The sequence below is a fragment of the Labrenzia sp. THAF191a genome, assembly GCF_009363335.1.
Lineage (GTDB): Bacteria > Pseudomonadota > Alphaproteobacteria > Rhizobiales > Stappiaceae > Roseibium > Roseibium algicola.
The window spans coordinates 79,001-98,023 of sequence record NZ_CP045335.1 but is presented as its reverse complement, the minus strand read 5'-3'; the positions used below and the strand labels follow the sequence as shown (position 1 = coordinate 98,023).

Annotated in this window: 12 protein-coding genes and 4 pseudogenes; 7 read left to right on the top strand and 9 right to left on the bottom strand. The window is 56.7% G+C overall.

Translation table 11 applies throughout. The features are described from left to right. Nucleotides 1-68: 68 nt before the first annotated feature. Nucleotides 69-311: pseudogene (locus FIV05_RS28845) on the top strand (PIN domain-containing protein); the annotation flags it as partial. Nucleotides 312-410: 99 nt separating this feature from the next. On the opposite strand, the pseudogene FIV05_RS28840 reads toward FIV05_RS28845, so the two are convergent. The 6 genes and pseudogenes from FIV05_RS28840 to FIV05_RS28815 form a co-directional block, all read right to left on the bottom strand. Further along, nucleotides 411-1,910 (bottom strand): annotated as a pseudogene (locus tag FIV05_RS28840) (ISL3 family transposase). A gap of 279 nt (nt 1,911-2,189) precedes the next feature. Beyond that, entirely contained in the window at nt 2,190-3,905 is a 1,716-nt protein-coding gene (locus FIV05_RS28835; RefSeq protein ID WP_023000295.1) for a dihydroxy-acid dehydratase, read from the bottom strand. Beyond that, nucleotides 3,898-5,355 (bottom strand): NAD-dependent succinate-semialdehyde dehydrogenase, encoded by a 1,458-nt coding sequence (locus tag FIV05_RS28830; RefSeq protein WP_152512146.1) that lies wholly within the window; start codon nt 5,353-5,355, stop codon nt 3,898-3,900. The genes FIV05_RS28835 and FIV05_RS28830 overlap by 8 nt, the downstream gene beginning before the upstream one ends. Nucleotides 5,356-5,374: 19 nt before the next feature. Continuing rightward, complete coding sequence (locus FIV05_RS28825; RefSeq protein ID WP_173014027.1) at nt 5,375-7,240, bottom strand: thiamine pyrophosphate-dependent enzyme; 1,866 nt, start codon at nt 7,238-7,240, stop codon at nt 5,375-5,377. Further along, on the bottom strand, nt 7,240-8,319 hold the full coding sequence (locus FIV05_RS28820; RefSeq protein ID WP_152512148.1) for a Gfo/Idh/MocA family oxidoreductase: 1,080 nt from the start codon (nt 8,317-8,319) through the stop codon (nt 7,240-7,242). The genes FIV05_RS28825 and FIV05_RS28820 overlap by 1 nt, the downstream gene beginning before the upstream one ends. A 1-nt stretch (nt 8,320) precedes the next feature. Beyond that, entirely contained in the window at nt 8,321-9,055 is a 735-nt protein-coding gene (locus FIV05_RS28815) for an IclR family transcriptional regulator (RefSeq protein WP_031269047.1), read from the bottom strand. 228 nt (nt 9,056-9,283) lie between these two features. Between FIV05_RS28815 and FIV05_RS28810 the strand changes: the two genes are divergently transcribed. The 6 genes and pseudogenes from FIV05_RS28810 (at nt 9,284) to FIV05_RS28785 (ending at nt 15,676) form a co-directional block, all read left to right on the top strand. Continuing rightward, nucleotides 9,284-10,558, top strand: coding sequence for an extracellular solute-binding protein (locus FIV05_RS28810; protein WP_152512149.1), 1,275 nt, complete (start codon nt 9,284-9,286; stop codon nt 10,556-10,558). A 59-nt stretch (nt 10,559-10,617) separates the two neighbouring features. Further along, complete coding sequence (locus FIV05_RS28805) at nt 10,618-11,499, top strand: sugar ABC transporter permease (protein WP_152512150.1); 882 nt, start codon at nt 10,618-10,620, stop codon at nt 11,497-11,499. After that, the gene (locus tag FIV05_RS28800; RefSeq protein ID WP_152512151.1) at nt 11,492-12,349 is read left to right on the top strand and encodes a carbohydrate ABC transporter permease; all 858 of its coding nucleotides are present in this window, start codon (nt 11,492-11,494) and stop codon (nt 12,347-12,349) included. The genes FIV05_RS28805 and FIV05_RS28800 overlap by 8 nt, the downstream gene beginning before the upstream one ends. A 3-nt stretch (nt 12,350-12,352) precedes the next feature. After that, on the top strand, nt 12,353-13,399 hold the full coding sequence (gene ugpC, locus FIV05_RS28795; RefSeq protein ID WP_023000287.1) for a sn-glycerol-3-phosphate ABC transporter ATP-binding protein UgpC: 1,047 nt from the start codon (nt 12,353-12,355) through the stop codon (nt 13,397-13,399). Nucleotides 13,400-13,659: 260 nt separating this feature from the next. Then, nucleotides 13,660-14,589: pseudogene (locus FIV05_RS28790) on the top strand (IS110 family transposase). A 334-nt stretch (nt 14,590-14,923) separates the two neighbouring features. After that, nucleotides 14,924-15,676, top strand: a pseudogene (locus FIV05_RS28785) (IS6 family transposase). A 426-nt stretch (nt 15,677-16,102) separates the two neighbouring features. Here FIV05_RS28785 and FIV05_RS28780 read toward each other — a convergent pair. From FIV05_RS28780 to FIV05_RS28770, 3 genes are read right to left on the bottom strand one after another with little or no spacing between them, the layout of a single operon-like run. Beyond that, nucleotides 16,103-16,801: a DUF2270 domain-containing protein gene (locus FIV05_RS28780; protein WP_051990158.1), complete on the bottom strand. Its 699-nt coding sequence runs from the start codon at nt 16,799-16,801 to the stop codon at nt 16,103-16,105. Next, nucleotides 16,798-17,751, bottom strand: coding sequence for a formylglycine-generating enzyme family protein (locus FIV05_RS28775; protein WP_200863768.1), 954 nt, complete (start codon nt 17,749-17,751; stop codon nt 16,798-16,800). Before FIV05_RS28775 ends, FIV05_RS28780 begins: the two co-directional genes overlap by 4 nt. After that, a complete protein-coding gene (locus FIV05_RS28770) occupies nt 17,741-19,021 on the bottom strand; it encodes a TRAP transporter large permease (protein ID WP_152512152.1) in 1,281 nt (426 codons plus the stop codon). The genes FIV05_RS28775 and FIV05_RS28770 overlap by 11 nt, the downstream gene beginning before the upstream one ends. Nucleotides 19,022-19,023 lie beyond the last annotated feature (2 nt).

The window sequence follows — 19,023 nt, the reverse complement described above, 5'->3', positions numbered from 1 at the left end:
GAAACAATTGTTTTATTGTTGTTAAAATAGCGCATTTGTTTTGTCAAGTTTAGCCGAAGGCTTGAACTTTGATTTTCCTCGACACCAGTATGATCTCGGAAACGCTAAATAAAGCGCCAGAACCAGGTGTAGTGGCGTGGTTGGTACGTCATGACGCGGAGCTGGCGTTGTTGACGGTTGTCATCGCCGAGATCGCGTTCGGGATTCAGAAAATCCGTCCGAATCAGCGCGCCGATCGCCTGGAATAAGGGCTTTCGGATTGGTGGCGCAGATTTGCAGATCGGATCATTGGACTGACTGAAGCTGCCGCATAGGCATATGGCGACCTCATAGTCGAGGCCGCCCGCAAGGGACGCCTGTTGATTTTCACTGAGAACTGGCTCTGACCCACTTTTGCTGACGTGTAGCTATTAGGATGCGCCAATCAATCGCGCCTGCAATAGATCGAGTTTTGCTCGCCCGTACATTTGGCGTTTGTTGAGCTTCAGACGCGTGATCTGTCCCTCCGTTTGCCCATTCGACCAATGAGAGATGAAAGCGTTCCGAACGGCGTCGATATCCTTTTCGACGCCGTTGGCGAAAGATGCGACTAAGCTGTTCTTGGCTGCTGCAAGCCAGTCATCAAGCCTGCATGCTGTCTTCGAGCGGATCATGGATTGAAAGTCGCCAATGGCATCGCGCGCGGCCACTAGTTCCGGAACACTCATTTCAATCGCCGCCACCAAGACTACCTCGGTCTTCGCCAATTCATCGCGTGTGGCAGTCATCAATCGAGCGATAACCCTTACTGATGGGGTTCGGGCAAATCCACTTTGGTTGGCCTTCTCTGCCAGCCGGCGGCGCTGCGCCCATTGTGAGACGACGCCACTTTGCCCTGGAAAGCCCTCCTCCCGCATCTCGCGCCAAAGTGCCAAGGCATTTCGAGCCCTTTCGTCCCAGCGGTTGTTAAACCACGCTAGTCAGCTATCGAGCGAACTTGGCCGTGTTCGAAAGACATCGAGGCGCTGGCCGCGTAATACGTCGCGGACAAGCTTCTGGCTATGACCGGTTTGCCGCACGATCTGCCGAATTGGGTTGCCCATTTTCGACAGCTCTCGAATCGCTTCATTCGTTTCCTGGCGGCGTAGATAACTCTCGTATTGCAACTTTTCCGCATAAGTCAAAAGCTTGGGGTCAATGACATTGCTGCCGACCGCCTGCCTGATCTGGCGCATTGACCTGCCGACAGCGTCAAGAAACGCCCGGCTGGAATTCTCCATCAGATGCCAACGGTCGGCGACCTGCTCTGCATCAGGCAGGGCCTTCGTGATGGCGTCGCCGTAGCCGCCACCCCGGTCACCAGCGACGATCGATATCGACTGATGTTGGGCAAGCCATGATCGAGACGTATCCAGCGCTCGATCTGGTAAGAGGGTAACAGGCCTCCGCCGTTCCAGATCGCAAACGATTGCGCCGTAGGTCTGGACGCGTCAAAAGGCAAAGTCATCAATACCTATGACAGTGAGTTCATCGCTGTGATCGGCAATACGCCGGCGAACCACGCGCAACAGTGTGTCGTTGCTCACTGGCATCATGAGGCGGTTGGCAAAGGCGGCAGCCGGTCTTCCGCCGAGGGCCAGGCCGAGATGGTGGACGATTGTTTCCAGCAGTTGGGTACGCCGACCATAGCGAGCCAATACGCCACCATCGAATTGTTCGCAGAAGATGCGCCGACTGCACAAAACTGAATCACACCAGAAGCGACGCACTACTATCGTTAACTGTACACGCGGACCACAAAGCGGAAGGTCAGAAGGTCGGCGCAAATATCGGCTTTGAACTCTTCAGCTCGGTCGCCCACAGTCCGGACATTTTCCCGAGCGCTGGCGCGATCGCAACTGGATTTGAACGCTATCCGCTACAACCTTCACTTCATCTACTGAAAAGCCATCAGGCGCGAGGCTTGCGCGCGGAAATCGATGTTACATAAGCTGATCCTCCGGTGAATCAGCAAAAGCCTGCCTTCCAACAGTAGCAAATATGATGCAGAGCCAATTCTCTCTGGAAATCAACATCATGCATCTCAAAACGTCGCCAAGTGCCATCAACCCGACCGATTTTTCGCGTACAATGAACTCTGTGGGGGAGAACCAGCTAGATGCCGCTCTGCCATAGCAGAGGACCGCGCGGCAACCTCTTGGACGATCACTTCACGGTTTCTGCCTAAGAAAATCGAAATCGCACCCGGCAGGAGCCGGCAGAACACTGTCTCTATAAAGCTTGCGGTAACCGCGGTCCCAGCCGTCTGGGCTCCGGACCAAATCGGATCGGCGTCGATCGAGTTCTTCCGGCGTTACCAGAATGTCGATGGATTTCGAAGACGCCGACAAACGAATCCTGTCACCATCCCGAACTAATGCGAGCGGTCCGCCGAGTTCTGCCTCGGGCGCAACGTGCAGCACAATGGTACCGAACGCTGTGCCGGACATTCGCGCATCTGAAATGCGCACCATGTCCTTTACGCCCTGGCGGGCCAGTTTTTTCGGAATGGGCAGGTAACCCGCTTCCGGCATGCCGGAAGCGCTGCGAGGCCCTGCGTTCTGCAACACCAGAACGTCGTCGGCTGCCACGTCCAGATCGGGGTCGTCGATCCTATTTGCCAAATCTTCAAGCGAGCTGAAAACGACCGCTCGGCCTTCGTGTTCAAGAAGCTCTGGCGTTGCTGCGGCACGTTTCAGGATGGCTCCATCTGGTGCCAGTGTTCCCTTCAGCGCGATTAAGCCGCCCTTAGGATGGATCGGATCGTCAGCTTTGCGAATAACTGCATGATCGATCGGGTCGGCTAGTGGTGCTGTCAGCCTGTCGCCAAGGCTCCGACTGGTGACGTCGATCGGTGTCTTGTCGAGATCGGCGGCGAGTCCCTGCAGAACGCCGTCAAGCGCCCCTGCTGCGTAGAAATCTTCCATGTAGCTCGCACCAACCGGCTTTAGGTCGACCAGAACCGGCGTTTCATCGGAAAGGCTGTTGAAACGGTCGAAGTCAATGTCGATCCCCATGCGGCCTGCGATCGCGGCCAAGTGAATGACTGCATTCGTCGATCCGGAGATAGCCAGCAGCACCCGGATGGCATTTTCGACCGAAGCCCGTGTGATCAGCTTGTTTGGCGTAGGCCCGCCAGTAAGGGCCATCTTGACGGCCAGCGTTCCACTTTCCTCTGAAGCGCGCAAACGGTCTGCATGAACCGCCGGAATTGCGGCTGAACCCGGCAAGGCAAAGCCCAAGGTTTCGGCGATCAGCGCCATGGTCGAAGCAGTCCCCATGACGGCACATGTTCCGGCAGTCACGGCTAGCCGGCCCTCGATCTGGTTGATCTCCTGTTCGTCGATGTTGCCTGCCCGGTATTGCCCCCAGAAACGTCGACAATCGGTACAAGCCCCCAGCCGCTCGCCTCGGTGCCTGCCCGTCATCATGGGGCCTGCAACAAGCATGACCGCAGGCTTTCCGGCGGAGGCCGCCCCCATCAGAAGCGCAGGAACGGTTTTGTCGCAGCCGCCCATCAGGACGACGGAATCCATCGGCTGGGCGCGGATCATCTCTTCAGTCGCCATGGCCATCAGGTTGCGATAGACGAGTGAAGTCGGGTTGAGAAACACCTCGCCGAGCGAGATAACCGGAAAGGGAACTGGCAACCCCCCCTCAGCGAGAATGCCGCGCTTCACCGCTTCCAGCATTTCTGGAAAATGCCGGTGGCAGTTGTTGAACCCGCTTTCAGTGTAGCAGATTCCGACAATCGGCTTGTCGAGAGACTTGCCCGTATAACCCATCGACTTGGCGAAGGAACGGCGCAAGTAGCGGGCAAATTCCGGATCGCCGTAATTGGTCAGACCGCCGGTGATCCCCTGCGGCCCCTTTGGCTGATCAGACATCGAGCGTCCCTTTCAGGAATTTGTGCCGTGTGTATTTGGGCGTCAGGTAATCGAGAATGCCGAGGCTGCCGCCTTCCCGCCCGAAACCGCTTTCCTTGATACCGCCGAAAGGCGCCTCCGCGGTCGCAAGCAGGGTCTCGTTGATACCGACCATACCGGCTTCAAGCGCCTCCGACGTGCGCGCCGCCAGGTCGCTGTCACGGGTAAAGACATAGGAGGCAAGGCCGAACTCGGTGGAATTGGCTCGCTCGATAACCTCGTTGAAGCTGTCGAAGGCGGTTAGCGGCGCCACCGGCGCAAAGGGTTCATCCGACATGATGCGGGCCTTGTCCGGGACGTTGCCGAGAACGGTCGGCTGCAGGAAATGGCCGGTGTTATGTTCGGGAGGCCTTCGGCCGCCGGTCAGGAGTTCGGCACCGCAATCGATCGCATCCTCGACGAGCGACAGGGCGGTCTTCAGTCCCCGCGCCCGGATCATCGGCCCGGTTGTCACGGTTTCTTCGAGGCCATCGCCCACCTTCAGGCCTTGCGCATACTCCGTAAAGGTTTCGGCGAAGGAGGCGTAGATGTCCCGGTGAATGTAGAAGCGGGTCGGCGAAATGCAGACCTGACCGCAATTGCGGAACTTGGTTGCGGCCAGCTTATGCGCTGCCGCCACCGGGTCGCTGTCGGGATAGACGATCACCGGCGCATGACCGCCAAGTTCCATCGTCACCTTCTTGATGCCTTCAGCCGCCTGACGAAGAATGCTTCGTCCCACCTCAACAGATCCGGTCAGCGATACCTTCCGGATAACCGGTGAAGCGATCAGGTCTCCCACCATCGGCACGGCCGATCCGGTCAGGATCGACAGGACACCTGCCGGCAGGCCTGCTTTCATCAGGGCTTCGCCTATGGCGAAACAGGACCCTGGTGCTTCGGAGGCCGGGCGCGCGATGACGGGGTTGCCAGCCGCCAGTGCTGCTGCGATCTTCCTGGACGGCAGCAGCATCGGGAAGTTCCAGGCCGACAGCGCCAGGCACGGGCCGACCGGCTGATAGGACACGGACAGGCGCTCGTCTGGATTCCGCCCCGGAATGATCTGGCCGTAGATCCGCTTTGCTTCTTCGCCATACCACTCGAACTGATCGGCGCTTGCCTGCACCTCTGCACGGGCTTCGGCTAGCGGCTTGCCGGTTTCGGTGGACATGATGCGGGCATAGGTCTCGGCATCGTCCTTGAGATTTTCCGCCGCCTTTCTCAGGATGGCGGCCCTTTCCCAGGCAGGCACACGCGCCCAGGCCGGTGCGATCGAGGCGCAGACCGACAGGGCAAGATCGATATCCTTCCGCCCTGCTGCCGGGATCCGCCCGATTTCCATCTCGCTGACGGGGCTGATCACGGCAAGGGTCCCGCCATCGGCCGCAGGGCGCCATTCGCCTTCGACCAGAAGGCCATACTTCTCGAACATCTTGAAAACTCCCTCGCCGTCAGATCAGCGTTTTGGCGTATTTTGCCTGCACGTCGGCACACCAGTTGCCGACATTCCAGCTTCCATAGGCGCCCATGCCCCCGAGCGGGTCCGGACCGTAATAGACAGGCAGGTGAATAAGGCTCAGTCCCTTATGGGCATGCGCTTCCGCCAGCGCCGCCTTCAGCGTTTCGCCAGTGTAACCACCCCAAAGGGCTTTGAGACCCTGCACGGAGGACGCCATCCGGACATAGTCCACGGCGACGCCGTCATTGGTGCGGTAGTCCGTGCCATACTGCGAAAGCTGCAGATGGCTTATTGCCGCCATCCGGCGGTTGTCCATCAGCAGAATGGTGCCGTGGACCCCATGCTCGACGCCGTCAATCAGCACTTGCGGGTTCATCATGAAAGATCCGTCGCCGGTAAAGGCGATGGCATACCGGCCCTCATCCGCAAGCCCGCCGGCCAGGAGGGCCGAGACGGCAAAGCCCATGTAGGAGGCTCCGGATTCGGTGAAGGTCTCGCCCGGACGGTTGTCCTCGACAACCTGAAAGCCGTTGGCCTGGACGTCGCCGGCATCGAATATCTTCAAGGCCCCGACATCGCGCGCAAAAAGATCCGCCACATGGATTGCCTGCGGCTGAGACAGGCAGGTCTCCGGCCAGACATCGTCCGAAAGCGGGCCGGACGTGTAGCGGGCGGTCTTGAAGGCCTGCCACTCGGCTTTCCTCGCGGCGCAGGCCTTCAGCCAACCGGCCTTGTTGTCCTCTGCTCGAAGCCGGGTCGCCAGCGCCGCCAGGATCACGCCCGCATTTCCCGCCAGCGCCAGGGTGTTGTTGTAGTGCTGAACGTCGACGGGATCGGCATTGATGTTGATGACGGCCTTCGCCTTCGGCCAGCCGATGCCGGAACAGTCTGACTGGCAGACGCCGCGGCTGCCGACGAACACCACCAGCTCCGCTTCCTCCATGGCATAGTTGCCGCTGATCGAGCCCTTGGACCCGCCGACATGCATGTTTTGCGGATGATCGTCCGGCAGGACCCCGGTCGACCCCGGGCTGAGGACGACGGCTGCACCTGCGGCTTCCGCAAAGCGGCAAAGTTCCTGCGCCGCGCCGCGCGCCCCTCCCCCTGCCTTGATCGCGACCTTTTCAAAAGACCCGATGAGCGCTGCGGCCCTGTCGAGCACGTCCTCGTTCGGAATTGCCGCTGCCCCGAAGACAGGCCGTGCCGGAAGGGCATCGAGCCGCAGCGAGACCGTTTCGGGCTGCGTGTTCAACGGCAGGTTCAGATAGAAGGGTCCCGCTTTCCAGGGATGGAAGACAGTCCCGGCACCGCGCCTCAAGGCATCGCGCAGGGCCTCGGGTGCATGCAGCGTATAGGAGGTTCCCATCGCGCCGGTGATCTGCGCGAACAGTCCCTGTTCGGGCTTGGGCACCTGCTGCATGTTGTAGCCTTCGCCATGCGTCGTCTCGTCCCCATAGATGTGATAGAGACCGACACCGTTGGACGCGGCCGCCAGAGATCCGGCGAGAGCCTGCAGCGCACCGGGTCCGATGGACGTGATCACGGCGCAGGGTTCGTCGTAGAACCACCGCAGCGCCGTACCCGCATGAGCCATTTCAACCTCGTTGCGGAACTGGAACCCCTTGACCAGCCCTGCGGCCTCATAGATCCGCAGGGTTTCGCCGAGTTCGGTCGAGCCGTGTCCGAGGATCATCAGATACTTGCTGACCCCTTGCCGCAGCAGCCCGAGCACCAGTGCCTCCGTAAGGGGCAGAGAAACGACATCCGACAGCACGCCGCTCTCGATTGCCGCGTTCAGCCCGCCGGCTGCCGCCAGCCATGCGGCCCGTTTTTCCCGCGTGTCCGGAAAGGCGCTCATCAGACATCCCCCCCGAGGCTGACCGTCCGGCCTTCACGGGCGGACTGTTCCGCCGCAAGGGCGAAGCGCAGCACGGACCGGCCCTGGCGGGCGGTCAGCACCGGGTCGCCGCCTTCATGCAGGACATGGAGGAAGTGGCGGGTCGAATGAATGAAACTCTGCTCCCAGCCGGAAGGAATGTCGGTGTATTCCGTCACCTTGCCATCCCGGAAGTGAACCAGCGGCGCGCTGTTGCCGATGCTGCCGTGGCCGCAATTGATCCAGAGAACGCCGTGGGTGCCGGTAATCTCGACCCGGTCGTCCTGGGCATAATATTTCCCGGCGATTTCGAGTTCCGGCGAATAGACGATTTCCAGATTGCCGATCCGGTTGCCGGGGAAGCGGAACGAGATGATGGACGGCGCATCGAACAGACCGCCATCGGGACGTTCGGTATGGTGGATGAACGCGTGCACTTCCGAAGGCATGCCCATGAAATGCCAGGCAAGGGCAAACTTGTGATGGCCATCGTCGAAAACAAGCGGGCCACCGCCCGCCATTTCCAGCTGCTGGCGCCAGGCATCGGCTTCCTTCGGAACTTCCCAGGCGGTCTTGCTTTTCCCCGGATTAGACTTGATGCGGATCGAGAGCGGCTCACCGATTGCCCCCTGGCCGATCAGCTCCTTCGCCTTCATGACCGGCGGATGGAAAATGAAGTTCTCGAAAATCTTGAACGGCCGGTCGTGGGCTTCGGCCGCGGCAACCAGCTGGTCCGCCTCCGCGAGGTTCATGCACATAGGCTTTTGCAGGGAGACGATCTTGCCGGCTTCGATTGCCTTCAGCGCCGCAGAAAGATGCAGATGATGCGGCAGGAGCAGTTCGACCAGATCGACGTCGTCCCGTGCCAGAAGGGCTTCGTAATCCTCTTCGATTGCCGCATCGGTGCATCCCCAGGCCGCCGCGCGCGAGCGGGCCAGCGCCGGGTCCCTGTCGCACAGGGCGGTTATGCGTCCGCGCGGGTTCTGCGTGTATTCGATGGCGTGGAGATCGGAAATGCGACCTGTGCCAACAATGCCAACGCGAAGAGGCGTCTTGCTCATATCATCTAGGCTCTCTGAATGGGGTAAGTGGAGTGGCGCGCACCAGCTCGCCGAGTTCTTTCAGGCGGTCGTCATCGACCCTGACCGACGGACCCGAGACACCGAGCGCCGCGATCATGCGGTCCCGGACATCGAAAACAGGCCTGGCGGCACAGCGAATGCCGGGTGCAAATTCTTCATCGTCGATTGCGAAGCCGCGGCTCCGGGTTTGGGCGAGTTCCGCCAAAAGCGCGTCTTCGTCCGTGATGGTTTTCGGCGTGTAGCGGGGACGATCCGCCGGCAAGGTGGCATTGCCGAAGGACAGGAACGCCTTCCCCAGCGCCGTACAGTGAAGCGGGGAAAGGGATCCTATCGGGTGATCGACCTTCAGTGGCAGGATGGAATCCACCTTGTCGATGTACCAGACCCGCGTATCGACCAACACGGCCAGATGAGCGCATTCACCCGTCTCTCGCACCAGCGCTTCCAGCGCGGGCCGGCAGCGTTCCTTGCAGGCAACCACATCGGACAGCGAATGCTCGTGGCCGCCGCCATTGTGACGGTCGGAAGCCACATAGCGGCGGGATCCGTCCTGGGCCGCATATCCGGACGCGACCAGGGTCTTCAGAACATGTGAGGCATTCGATTTGTCGACGCTCAGTTCGTCTGCGATCTCGGTCAGCCGCATTGGCTGATCGGACGCGTGGAGCAGGTCGAGGGTTCGCAGGCCGCGGGTAAGGGATTGAAGCAGGCGCACGGATTTCACTCCTTTGGGAAACGCATCGCGTGGAGAAAGTTCACTTATGCTGTACTTATTGTTTAACATAGTCAAACTTATTTGGTCCGTGAGCCGATTTTTCTTAGTTATCGCGGTTGAAATTGAAATATGCAACACTTTTTGTTGACATAGGCGAAATCTTTTGTACGTATGGCGAAGTTGTTGGCAAAATAGTTCAGCATATGTAAACTTCTGGGAGGAGTTCCGATGATACGCATTACTCGCCGTACCTTGCTCGCGTCCGCAATGGCGGTATCCGCGGCCGGTTTCGTCTCCCCGCTGCATGCGCAGTCCGGGGACGTCACGATCAGCCACTATTTCACCGGCGAACTCGGCCTGAAGGCCTTCGGCGAGCAGATCAAGCGTTACGAAGAGGCGTCCGGCTACACACTCAAGGACAGCCCGGTTGGCCACGAGGACTACAAAACGGACATTCTCGTGCGGGCGTCGGGCAACAGCCTGCCGGACGTCTTCAGCTACTGGGCGGGGGCGAGGGTTCAGTTCATTGCCGATTCAGGTGCTTTGCATCCGATTGACGACATGTGGGACCGTGCGGGCCTGAGCGATGTCATCGCCGGCGCCATCGCCGCCAGCGCAACGAAATACAACGATCACCGCTACCTGGTGCCGTTCAACTATCACTATGCCGGTGTCTTCTATAACAAGGCGGTTCTCGAAAATGCCGGCGTCAGCGACATGCCGACCGACTGGAACGGCTTCCTGGCCCTGTGCGAAAAACTGAAAGCTGCTGGCGTCGCGCCGATCGCCCTCGGTTCGGCAAACCGCTGGCCAGCGCAGTTCTGGTTCGACTATCTGCTGCTACGCACCGCCGGCCCCGAATACCGCGCCCGGCTGATGGCGGGCGAAGCTTCCTATGACGATCCCGAAGTCCAGCGTGCCATGGGCATGTGGAAGGACCTGACGGACAAGGGCTACTTCACCGAAAACGCCAATGCCGACACCTGGACTGATGCTTCGGACAAGGTTGCGCGCGGCGACGCCGCCATGACCCTTATGGGAACGTGGATCACCGGCTACTGGAACGGCCTCGGCCTCGTTCCGGGCGAAGACTACGATTTCTTCGCGTTCCCGGTCATCGACGACGGTCTTCCGGTAACGTCGGTCGGACCTGTCGACGGGCTCGTCATTGCCGCCAACGCGGCCAATCCGGAAGGCGCCGAAGCGTTTCTGGAGTTCATGGTATCGAACACGGACGTTCAGGCCGACTGGAGCAAGGCCCAGGGTGCGCTTTCAGCCAACGTGAATGTCGATCCTTCCAACTACAATCCGGTCATGCTCAAGGCATTCAACACGGTCGACAAATCAGAGGTCTTCGCCTTCAACTACGACCTTGCCACGCCGCCGCCGGTCGCCGAAGTCGGCTTGTCCATGTTTGCCCGTTTTATGGACGATCCCAACAAGGTGACGGATATCCTGTCGCAGGCTGCGACCGACGCAAAAGCGGCATTCGAACAACAATAACAATAATATTTGCGGGCTGACTGCGGCACCGCTGCCAGCCCGCAACTCTGGAGAGGTCAATGGAACGAGAAAACCGAATCTGGCGCCTGATCCTTCTGGCGCTTCCTCTGCTTGTCTTCTCCGTTCTCGTAATCTGGCCGTTGTTGAGTTCGTTTTATTACAGTTTCACCAACTGGAACGGGTTCAACAGCGACTATGACTATGTCGGTTTTGAGAATTTCATCCGGATCTGGACGGACCGGCTGTTCTTCAACGCCATCGTGAACACCGCCATCTGGATGGTCGCGGCAATCCTTTTGCCGACCGTTCTCGGTCTGGGGCTGGCGCTGCTGCTGGATTCCAAGGTCCGGGGCGCCAAGGTTTTCAAGACCATCTTCTATCTGCCCATCTGCCTCTCGGCCATCGTCGTCGGGCAGATCTGGGTCTGGATCTATCAGCCGGACTGGGGCCTTCTGAACACCGTGATCGAGCAGATTACCGGCGGCCGCTTCAACTATGCCTGGCTCGCCCGGCCTGACAGCGCGCTCTATTCCGTCATCGTCGCCTGGTCCTGGCAGCAGACCGGCCTTTCCATGGTGATCTATCTCGCCGGACTGACGGCAGTGCCCTCTGATCTTCTCGAAGTCTGCGAGATCGAGGGCGCTTCGGTCTGGCAGCGTGTCCGCCATGTGCTCATCCCGCTTCTCACCCCATCGACCGTCGTCGTGGTCGCGCTGTCCGTGATCAACTCCCTCAAGGGCTTCGACATCCTGTTCATCATGACCGGCGGCGGCCCGTTCAACAGTTCCGACACCCTTGCAATGCACATGTACAACGAGAGCTTCCGGAAATACTTCATGGGTTATGGCAGCGCGATTTCGGTGGTGCTCTTTCTGATCGCCCTGACGATCATCGGCCTATATTTCCGCCAGTTGAAGAAGGTGGACGAAATCTATGGCTGAGCTTGCCACCTCTTCGGTTCCGCGTCGTTTCAATCCGTGGCCGGTGACGATCTTCCTGATCCTGTGTTGCCTTGCCGTCCTGTTCCTGGCCCCGACGCTCGGCGTGGTGCTGTCCTCGGTCAAGACCACGCGGGCGATTGCCCTCGGAGACCTGTGGTCCCTCCCCGACACGCTTTTTCTGGGCAACTATGTAGAGGTGCTGAACAATCCGGCGGTGCATCGGTATTTCCTCAACACCCTGCTGGTCACGGTGCCCGCGACCATCGCCTCGACCGCTCTCGGGGTTCTAGCGGGATATACCTTCGCGAAACTGCCGTTCCGCGGATCGAACCTCCTGTTTCTTCTGATCGTCGCCGGCATGTTCTTTCCGCCGCAGGTCATTCTCGTGCCGCTGTTCCGGCTGTTCAACGGCCTCGGGCTCATCGACACGCTCTGGCCTATCGGTCTGGTGCACACCGCGCTCGGGATCCCCATCTGCACCCTGCTGATGCGCAATTTCTTCGCCACTGTTCCCAATGCCCTGCGGGAAGCAGCCATCCTGGAAGGTGCGAACGAATGGCAAGTCCTGACTCGCGTCGCCCTGCCGCTCAGCCTGCCCGCGCTGGCTGTGCTCGCCACGCTGCAATTCACCTGGATCTGGAACGATTTCCTCTGGCCGCTGATCTTCACGCAGTCCGACGACATGCGCACGATCATGGTCGGCATCGTCAATCTGCGCGGTCAATACACCGTTGCCTGGGGAGTCCAGGGAGCGCTTTCGCTGATCGCCAGCCTCCCGACCCTGCTCATCTTCCTCTTCTTCCAGCGCTACTTCATCAAAGGTATGACAATGGGCGCGGTCAAAGGATAAGCCATGGCTGAAGTCACTTTAAAAAACATCCGCAAGTCCTTTGGCTCGGTCGAGGTCATCAAAGGCGTTGATCTCGAAATCGGACAGGGCGAGTTCGTCGTCTTCGTCGGGCCGTCCGGTTGCGGCAAATCCACCATGCTACGAATGATTTCCGGGCTTGAGGATGTATCCTCAGGATTCATTCAAATTGATGGTGTCGACGTCACGCATGTCGCGCCGTCCAAGCGCAAGCTTGCCATGGTATTCCAGTCCTACGCCCTGTTTCCACATCTGACTGTGGCGGAAAACATCGGCTTCGGCCTCAAGCTGAACAAGGTCCCAAAAGCAGAAATCGAACAGCGTGTGCGCAAGGTAGCTGAAACCCTGCAGCTGGAAATGTTGCTGGATCGGACACCCCGGCAGCTATCGGGCGGCCAGCGCCAGCGTGTTGCCATTGGACGGTCCATCATTCGTGACCCACGCGTCTTCCTGTTCGATGAACCGCTGTCTAATCTGGACGCTGCCTTGCGCGTGCAGATGAGACTGGAGATTGCCCGGCTGCACAAGGACCTTAAGAACGTTACGATGATCTATGTGACCCACGATCAAGTTGAAGCACTTACGCTTGCGGATCGGATTGTCGTCTTCAATGGTGGAAAGATCGAACAGGTAGGCACACCCATGGAGCTCTACCACAACCCGATCAACACCTTCGTTGCCGGCTTCATCGGGGCTCCAGCCATGAACTTCCTAGACGGGACTGCTGGTGACAACGGCAAGGTGACGGTTGGAGACCTGGTACTGACCCCGACCAGACCCACCGGTCTGCGCGGTTCGGTGACCGTGGGCATCCGTCCGGAACATCTTGATCTCGTGTCGTCCGCAAGATCGGACTTCACGGCAAAGGTCAGCATGATCGAGAAACTCGGCGCAGAGACCCTGCTCTATCTCGGTGTGCCTTTCACCCGTAACGTTCTAACTGCACGTGTCGACGGAACGCTTTCGATCGAGGAAGGCGACACAGTGTATCTTGCGGTCAACCGGAACGCGGTTCACACTTTCGCAAATTGATATAAGGCGAAAACCTGACAAGAATAGAATAGAACTTTTGGCATTGCCAACTTATTCTGGTTGGCGAGCGTTGTTCCCCGTTTTGGACGGGCTTGATGATGTAGACGTCCACCGCTGCCTTGCTGTGGGAAGGTGGGATTTCCTCGATCCTCCAGGAGGCGTCAATGTCTGAAGTTCACATAATCGGCTTTGATCTTGCGAAGTCTGTTTTCCAGGCCCACGGAGCTGATGGATCAGGCGAGGTTGTTTTTCGCTAGCGACTGCGGCGGAAATAGGTTTTGGCCTTTTTCGCTGATCAGCCGCGCTGTTTGGTTGCAATGGAGGCTTGCGGTAGCGCCCATTACTGGGGGCGTGAGCTTGCTCGGCTCGGCCATAAAATGAAGTTGATACCACCAATCTACGTAAAGCCGTTCGTAAAGCGCCAAAAGAACGATGCTGCGGATGCCGAAGCGATCTGTGAAGCAGCCAACCGTCCGACAATGCGCTTTGTGCCGGTGAAGAGTGAAGAACGTCAGGGCATTGTGGTTTTGTTACGCACGCGAGAAATACTGATCCGGCAGCCCACGCAGACCATCAATGCATTGCGCGGTCATTTGGCGGAATTTGGTGTGATTGTTCCTAAAGGTGCAAGCAATGTTGCAAAGTTGATAGAGCGTATTGCCTCTCCTGAAACCTCTCTTCCCGAAGTGGCACGAGCAGCCCTGAGTTATTCAACAGACAGCTTGTTGCGATTGGAAGATCAGGTGCGGGAACTGGATCGTAAGATTGCCGATCTCGCCAAGGCGGATGAAACGGCGCAGCGGTTGATGACAATTCCTGGGATTGGTCCTTTGATTGCCGTTGCCATGGCGGCCCTGGCTCCTCCGCCAGAAACTTTCCGGCGAGGACGGGACTTTGCAGCTTGGTTATGACTGACTCCGAGGCAAAACTCAACAGGTGGGAAACAGGGGCTGGGGGCCACGACAAAGATGGGAGAACGCTCCCTGCGTCGTCTCCTGATTATTGGTGCAAACAGTGTGGTTTTGTGGTGCTCAAAGAAAGGAGTTGCGCCGGGAACATGGCTTGAGGGGATGCTCGCGCGCAAGCCAGCTACGCTGGTGAGAGTGGCGCTAGCGAACAAGATGGCACGTATTGTCTGGGCGATCATGCCAGGCAATCAGACATACCAGGCTCCGGTTGCTCAAACATAATAAAGCAAGCGACTGCGGAGGCGGCGGCGCAAGAGAGGTTTTTGGAAGTTTGGCGCAACAATCGTGGGATGGGGTCGGGAAAACCAATTTGCGACACAGTGCCTTTGAGCACGTGGGCTTGATTTGGACTCGACCTTCGAACACCATACGGGCCAGCGGCAGTTGAAAGGCCGCATTACAGGCCGGACACATGTCAGAACCCGACCGTGCCAGAAAAATCCAAAAAAATTCTCTTGAAATTCGGGCGTCTACACATGTCGCAAAGTTTTTCGCGTTAGCCACGCCTTGAGATTTGGCTGTTGAAAGGGCGCTCCAGTATTTGGAGTTCCGCATCATGATTTTGAGTGCCATCGTAGAAAAGCTGAAACGCCAATCGAAGGATGACTTCAAAGGCAGACAGTGCGAGGCCTGGCTGATCATCCAAACAGTCTCCTGCTACTTGCGTGATCTGCTGAGCCATCATGACTTGGAAGAAATGTTCCTGGAACATGGCTTTGAAGTCGATCACAGCACCATCAACCGGTGGGTTCTGACCTACGCTCCCCTGATGGAGAAACGGTTGCGGCGTTTCCGCAAACCGCATTGCGGCTTGGTCCGCGTCGATTAGACCTATGTGCGCATCAAGGGCCAATGGCGCTTTCTGTATCGGGCCTTCGACAAGCATGGAAATCCAGTCGATTTCCTGCTCACGGCGAAGCGCTATCTGAATGCGGCCAAGCGGTTCTTTCGAAAAATATTGAAGGATGCCCCGCTGCTGTCACCGTGCAAAATCGGCACAGATGGTGCCAACACTTTTCCTCCGGCTATCGGGGATGCGGTTGACGGCGGCCTGCTTGCTCCGGATCCGGTGCACTATGTGACCAAACATTTGCAACAGGGTATCGAGAGCGATCATTTCAGGGTGAAAAAGAACATGCCCAGGGTCGGTGGGTTCTGCTCGTTCAACTCAGCCAGAAAATCCATCGCCGGTTTCGAAGCCATGCTGTGGCTCAGGAAGGGCTTCGGCTTTGTCAGTCAGTGAAGCGTCCGCGAACAGAACGATCTGCTTGCGGTTCTCTTCGGAATTGAAAAAGTTAACGAAACCTGAAAGGGCTCCCAAAACGGGAGAAACTTGCCCGAAGGAAAAAGTTGCGACACGCCCGCCTGATTAGCAACATTTGCTTGATTACACCAATATTGATGGAAAGGCTTAAAAAGCAAATGGAGGGTAAATCTTTTCTTGAGACAGGCGCTCTACTTCTTGCATCGCGTCATAAGATAACACTGCATGAAGAACTAAAGCCAATGAGAAAATTGCGACGCTGAGGTAGAGTTGTTGAAAGAGCCGCATGATTTAATTTCTTCTTGATACGTATTTTGTAAGTTGTTCCGGATACGGGGGATTAGCTAATCCACTAGCCATTATTCGACGCGAGGTTTTCATTCTCAGTCTAAGAAAATCACTATTTGAACGGATACGCAAGAGAGACACTGCTGCAGGTTGGTCGAGCCAAATCATGCTCTATTTGCGCGTTTAGCCGATGGGAGCATCACGCGTGCCCCGCAATTTTGCCCGCTTCACATCCATGCATATTGCGTAGTTGGCGATAATCCCACAACACCCGATGTAAAAAATACCGCCAATCAAAACGAACTCTCCTGGAATCGGACCAATATCTGCACGCTGAATAAATTCATCCAATGTCGAAACAGGCAGAGGGTGTACAAAAATTTTTCCCAAGTAAGCAATTGCCTGAATCGTTAGGATCCAAAGATAATTTCTTCGTATCCGTCTACCCATAGCGATGAAAAACGACACATGATACTGAGGTTTGATGTAGTCGTGTGCAAGAGTATGCTCCCAGTTTTTTTCTGTTATAAGTATTCCATCAATAAGCATAGGTGCATAGAAGTGTGTTTCCATCCACCGAGCGCGCGCGCGCCAAACATTGAAGTAACGATAACGCCGCGCTTCCAATATCAGAAACAGCCAGATCAATATTCCAACAAGGAGTAAGGGTAATGCTGATGCTTCTGCGGAGGCGTAGGTAACTGAAAGAGCCACTCCTAACGTTACAACAGCCCAGTTGGTCGTCGTATCGAGCCGAGTTCTCCAAATGGTACTGCGATAGACCTCGCCTCGGTACAAATGAGCCAATGCTCCAATTTCGGCAGCAGTAAATTCGCGATTAGGTTTATTCCGAGTGTCACTTGCCAACGAAACGTTTATCATTTCTTCTCTTTCACGATGCGAAACCCGGTGTTTGACGCGGACGCATCGGCCGAATTTGCGTGACGCGCAGCAGTTCTATAGCGCGAACAATAGCTTTCATGGCAAAGGAACGAACCGCCGCGCTGGGACTTCCAGTTGCTTCCGTTGGCAAAAAATGGTTCGTGTCCTTTAGTTACGGCGTGATAGTCGGAAGAGAAATCATCTCGGCACCACTCCCAGACATTACCGACAATGTCGTGTAAGCCAAATGCATTGGGCGGATAGGAACCTGCCGGTGAAGTTCCGACGAAACCATCTGCGGCGGTGTTCAAACCCGGGAATCTTCCCTGCCAGACGTTGCACATGTGAACGCCTCCGGGCTCAAGATCATTGCCCCAAGGATATCGAAGGCTTTGACGCCCCCCCCTGGCGGCAAACTCCCATTGCGCTTCCGTCGGCAAGGCACCTCCGGCCCAGTCCGCGTATGCTAACGCATCGTTCCAACTGATGTGCGTCACTGGGTGATTGCCACGGTTGCAAATGCTGCTATCGGGACCTTCCGGTTTCATCCAATATGCTCCTTCAACCAGATACCACCAGGGCGTTTCTTGAGCTATATTTCTGACATTTATCTTTTCACGCGGTGATAGAAGGAGATGGAACACGAATGATGTGCCGCGCCTCTCAGCATCTGTCAGATAACCTGTTTCGATAGCAAACTTTGCGAATTCCCTATTGAGTATCGGTGTCTGACTGATGCTGTATGGATCGATGGTTACCTTTCTTGGCGGCCCCTCTCCATCCTCTGGATAGCCCTCCTCGATAGGGCCGCCCATGGTGAAGGCACCACCAGTCAACTCAATCCAGTCGATTTCTACTACGATTGGTGAACCACGTTCCAACCGAGGTTGGGTTTGAAGTGCAGAGGCGCTTCCCAGCCTTGGACAACAAAATGCCATTTCAGAAGCCAAACAATCTCGGCAGCCAGAGAAAAATTTGCGGTACGAACGTCACAAGAAGCAAAACGATCGCCATGGCTACAAGGTATGGAATAGAAGCGCTGAATACTTTGTGCACTGGTACGCCCGCTATGCCGCTGGATACGAACAGACATAATCCTACTGGTGGTGTAACCAGTCCCAATGCAAGACATAGGCATGTGAACAAGCCGAAGTGAACCGGGTCAATACCATATGAGACAGCCAAGGGCGCGAAGATTGGTACCAGCATTACAATCGCGGCAGCCTGTTCGACGAAAAGACCTATCAAGAGAAAAATCACAAGCATCAAAGCCATGAAAACATGCGGGTTTTCGGTGAATCCTTGCACGAACATGCTGATAGTTTTGGGAACCCCCTCAATTGTTAGCCACCATGTAGAAACATTGCCAAATGCGATGATTACCATAACGACTGCTGACACAATAACGGTTCGTTTCATAGCTTCATAAACACGGCCGGGCGTAAGTTCACGGGTAACGAAAAAACCGATCAAGACAGCATAGACTATGGCAAGGCAGCCAGCTTCTGTAGGTGTTGCTATGCCTCCTACAATTCCTCCCACCATAATGATAGGAAGAACGGCTGCTATCATGAATCTACCAAGAATTCGGAGGACATCGCGAAGGCGGTATGTTTCCTGGTTTACTGGATAGTTTTTTCGCCTAACTATGAATGCAGTTGCGGCTAATAGAGACGTGCCTAGCAGGATCCCTGGCACGATGCCGGCCAAAAAGAGTGCTGCGATGGATACGTTTCCCGCTGCAAAAGCGAAGATCAACATCGTCAGACTTGGAGGAATGATTGGCCCGACAACAGAACTGACAGCCGTCGTCGCTGCAGCAAGCTCTGCGTCTCCATATTCCTTTTCAGTGGCCTTTATCATCATTGAACCGACTGCACTTGTGTCGGCTATAGCAGATCCGTTAATGCCACCAAAAAACATGCTCACAAGAATATTGATGTAAAGCAAACTACCTTTGATACGGCCAACCAACAACCTAGCAAAATCCAGCAGCCTTTGCAGAATGCCAGAACCGCCCATCAGTTCACCGGCTAGGATAAACAACGGAATTGCCACCAGCGTGAACTTGTCTAAACCTGTCCACAACCGTTGCGCAAAAAGTGGTAGTGGTTCGCCTCCTATCCAGAATACCACAAGTGTTGAAAGGCCTAGAGCGAAGGCTATTGGAACAGAAGCAGCGATCAGCAGTAAGAAGGTCGCGAGGTAAAGTGCAAGCATTT

Coding starts and splice junctions, on each gene's coding strand:
- FIV05_RS28770 (WP_152512152.1), bottom strand. CDS start 19,021: ATGCTTGCACTTTACCTCGCGACCTTCTTACTGCTGATCGCTGCTTCT.
- ugpC (WP_023000287.1), top strand. CDS start 12,353: ATGGCTGAAGTCACTTTAAAAAACATCCGCAAGTCCTTTGGCTCGGTC.
- FIV05_RS28825 (WP_173014027.1), bottom strand. CDS start 7,240: ATGAGCGCCTTTCCGGACACGCGGGAAAAACGGGCCGCATGGCTGGCG.
- FIV05_RS28820 (WP_152512148.1), bottom strand. CDS start 8,319: ATGAGCAAGACGCCTCTTCGCGTTGGCATTGTTGGCACAGGTCGCATT.
- FIV05_RS28800 (WP_152512151.1), top strand. CDS start 11,492: ATGGCTGAGCTTGCCACCTCTTCGGTTCCGCGTCGTTTCAATCCGTGG.
- FIV05_RS28780 (WP_051990158.1), bottom strand. CDS start 16,801: ATGATAAACGTTTCGTTGGCAAGTGACACTCGGAATAAACCTAATCGC.
- FIV05_RS28830 (WP_152512146.1), bottom strand. CDS start 5,355: ATGTTCGAGAAGTATGGCCTTCTGGTCGAAGGCGAATGGCGCCCTGCG.
- FIV05_RS28835 (WP_023000295.1), bottom strand. CDS start 3,905: ATGTCTGATCAGCCAAAGGGGCCGCAGGGGATCACCGGCGGTCTGACC.
- FIV05_RS28810 (WP_152512149.1), top strand. CDS start 9,284: ATGATACGCATTACTCGCCGTACCTTGCTCGCGTCCGCAATGGCGGTA.
- FIV05_RS28805 (WP_152512150.1), top strand. CDS start 10,618: ATGGAACGAGAAAACCGAATCTGGCGCCTGATCCTTCTGGCGCTTCCT.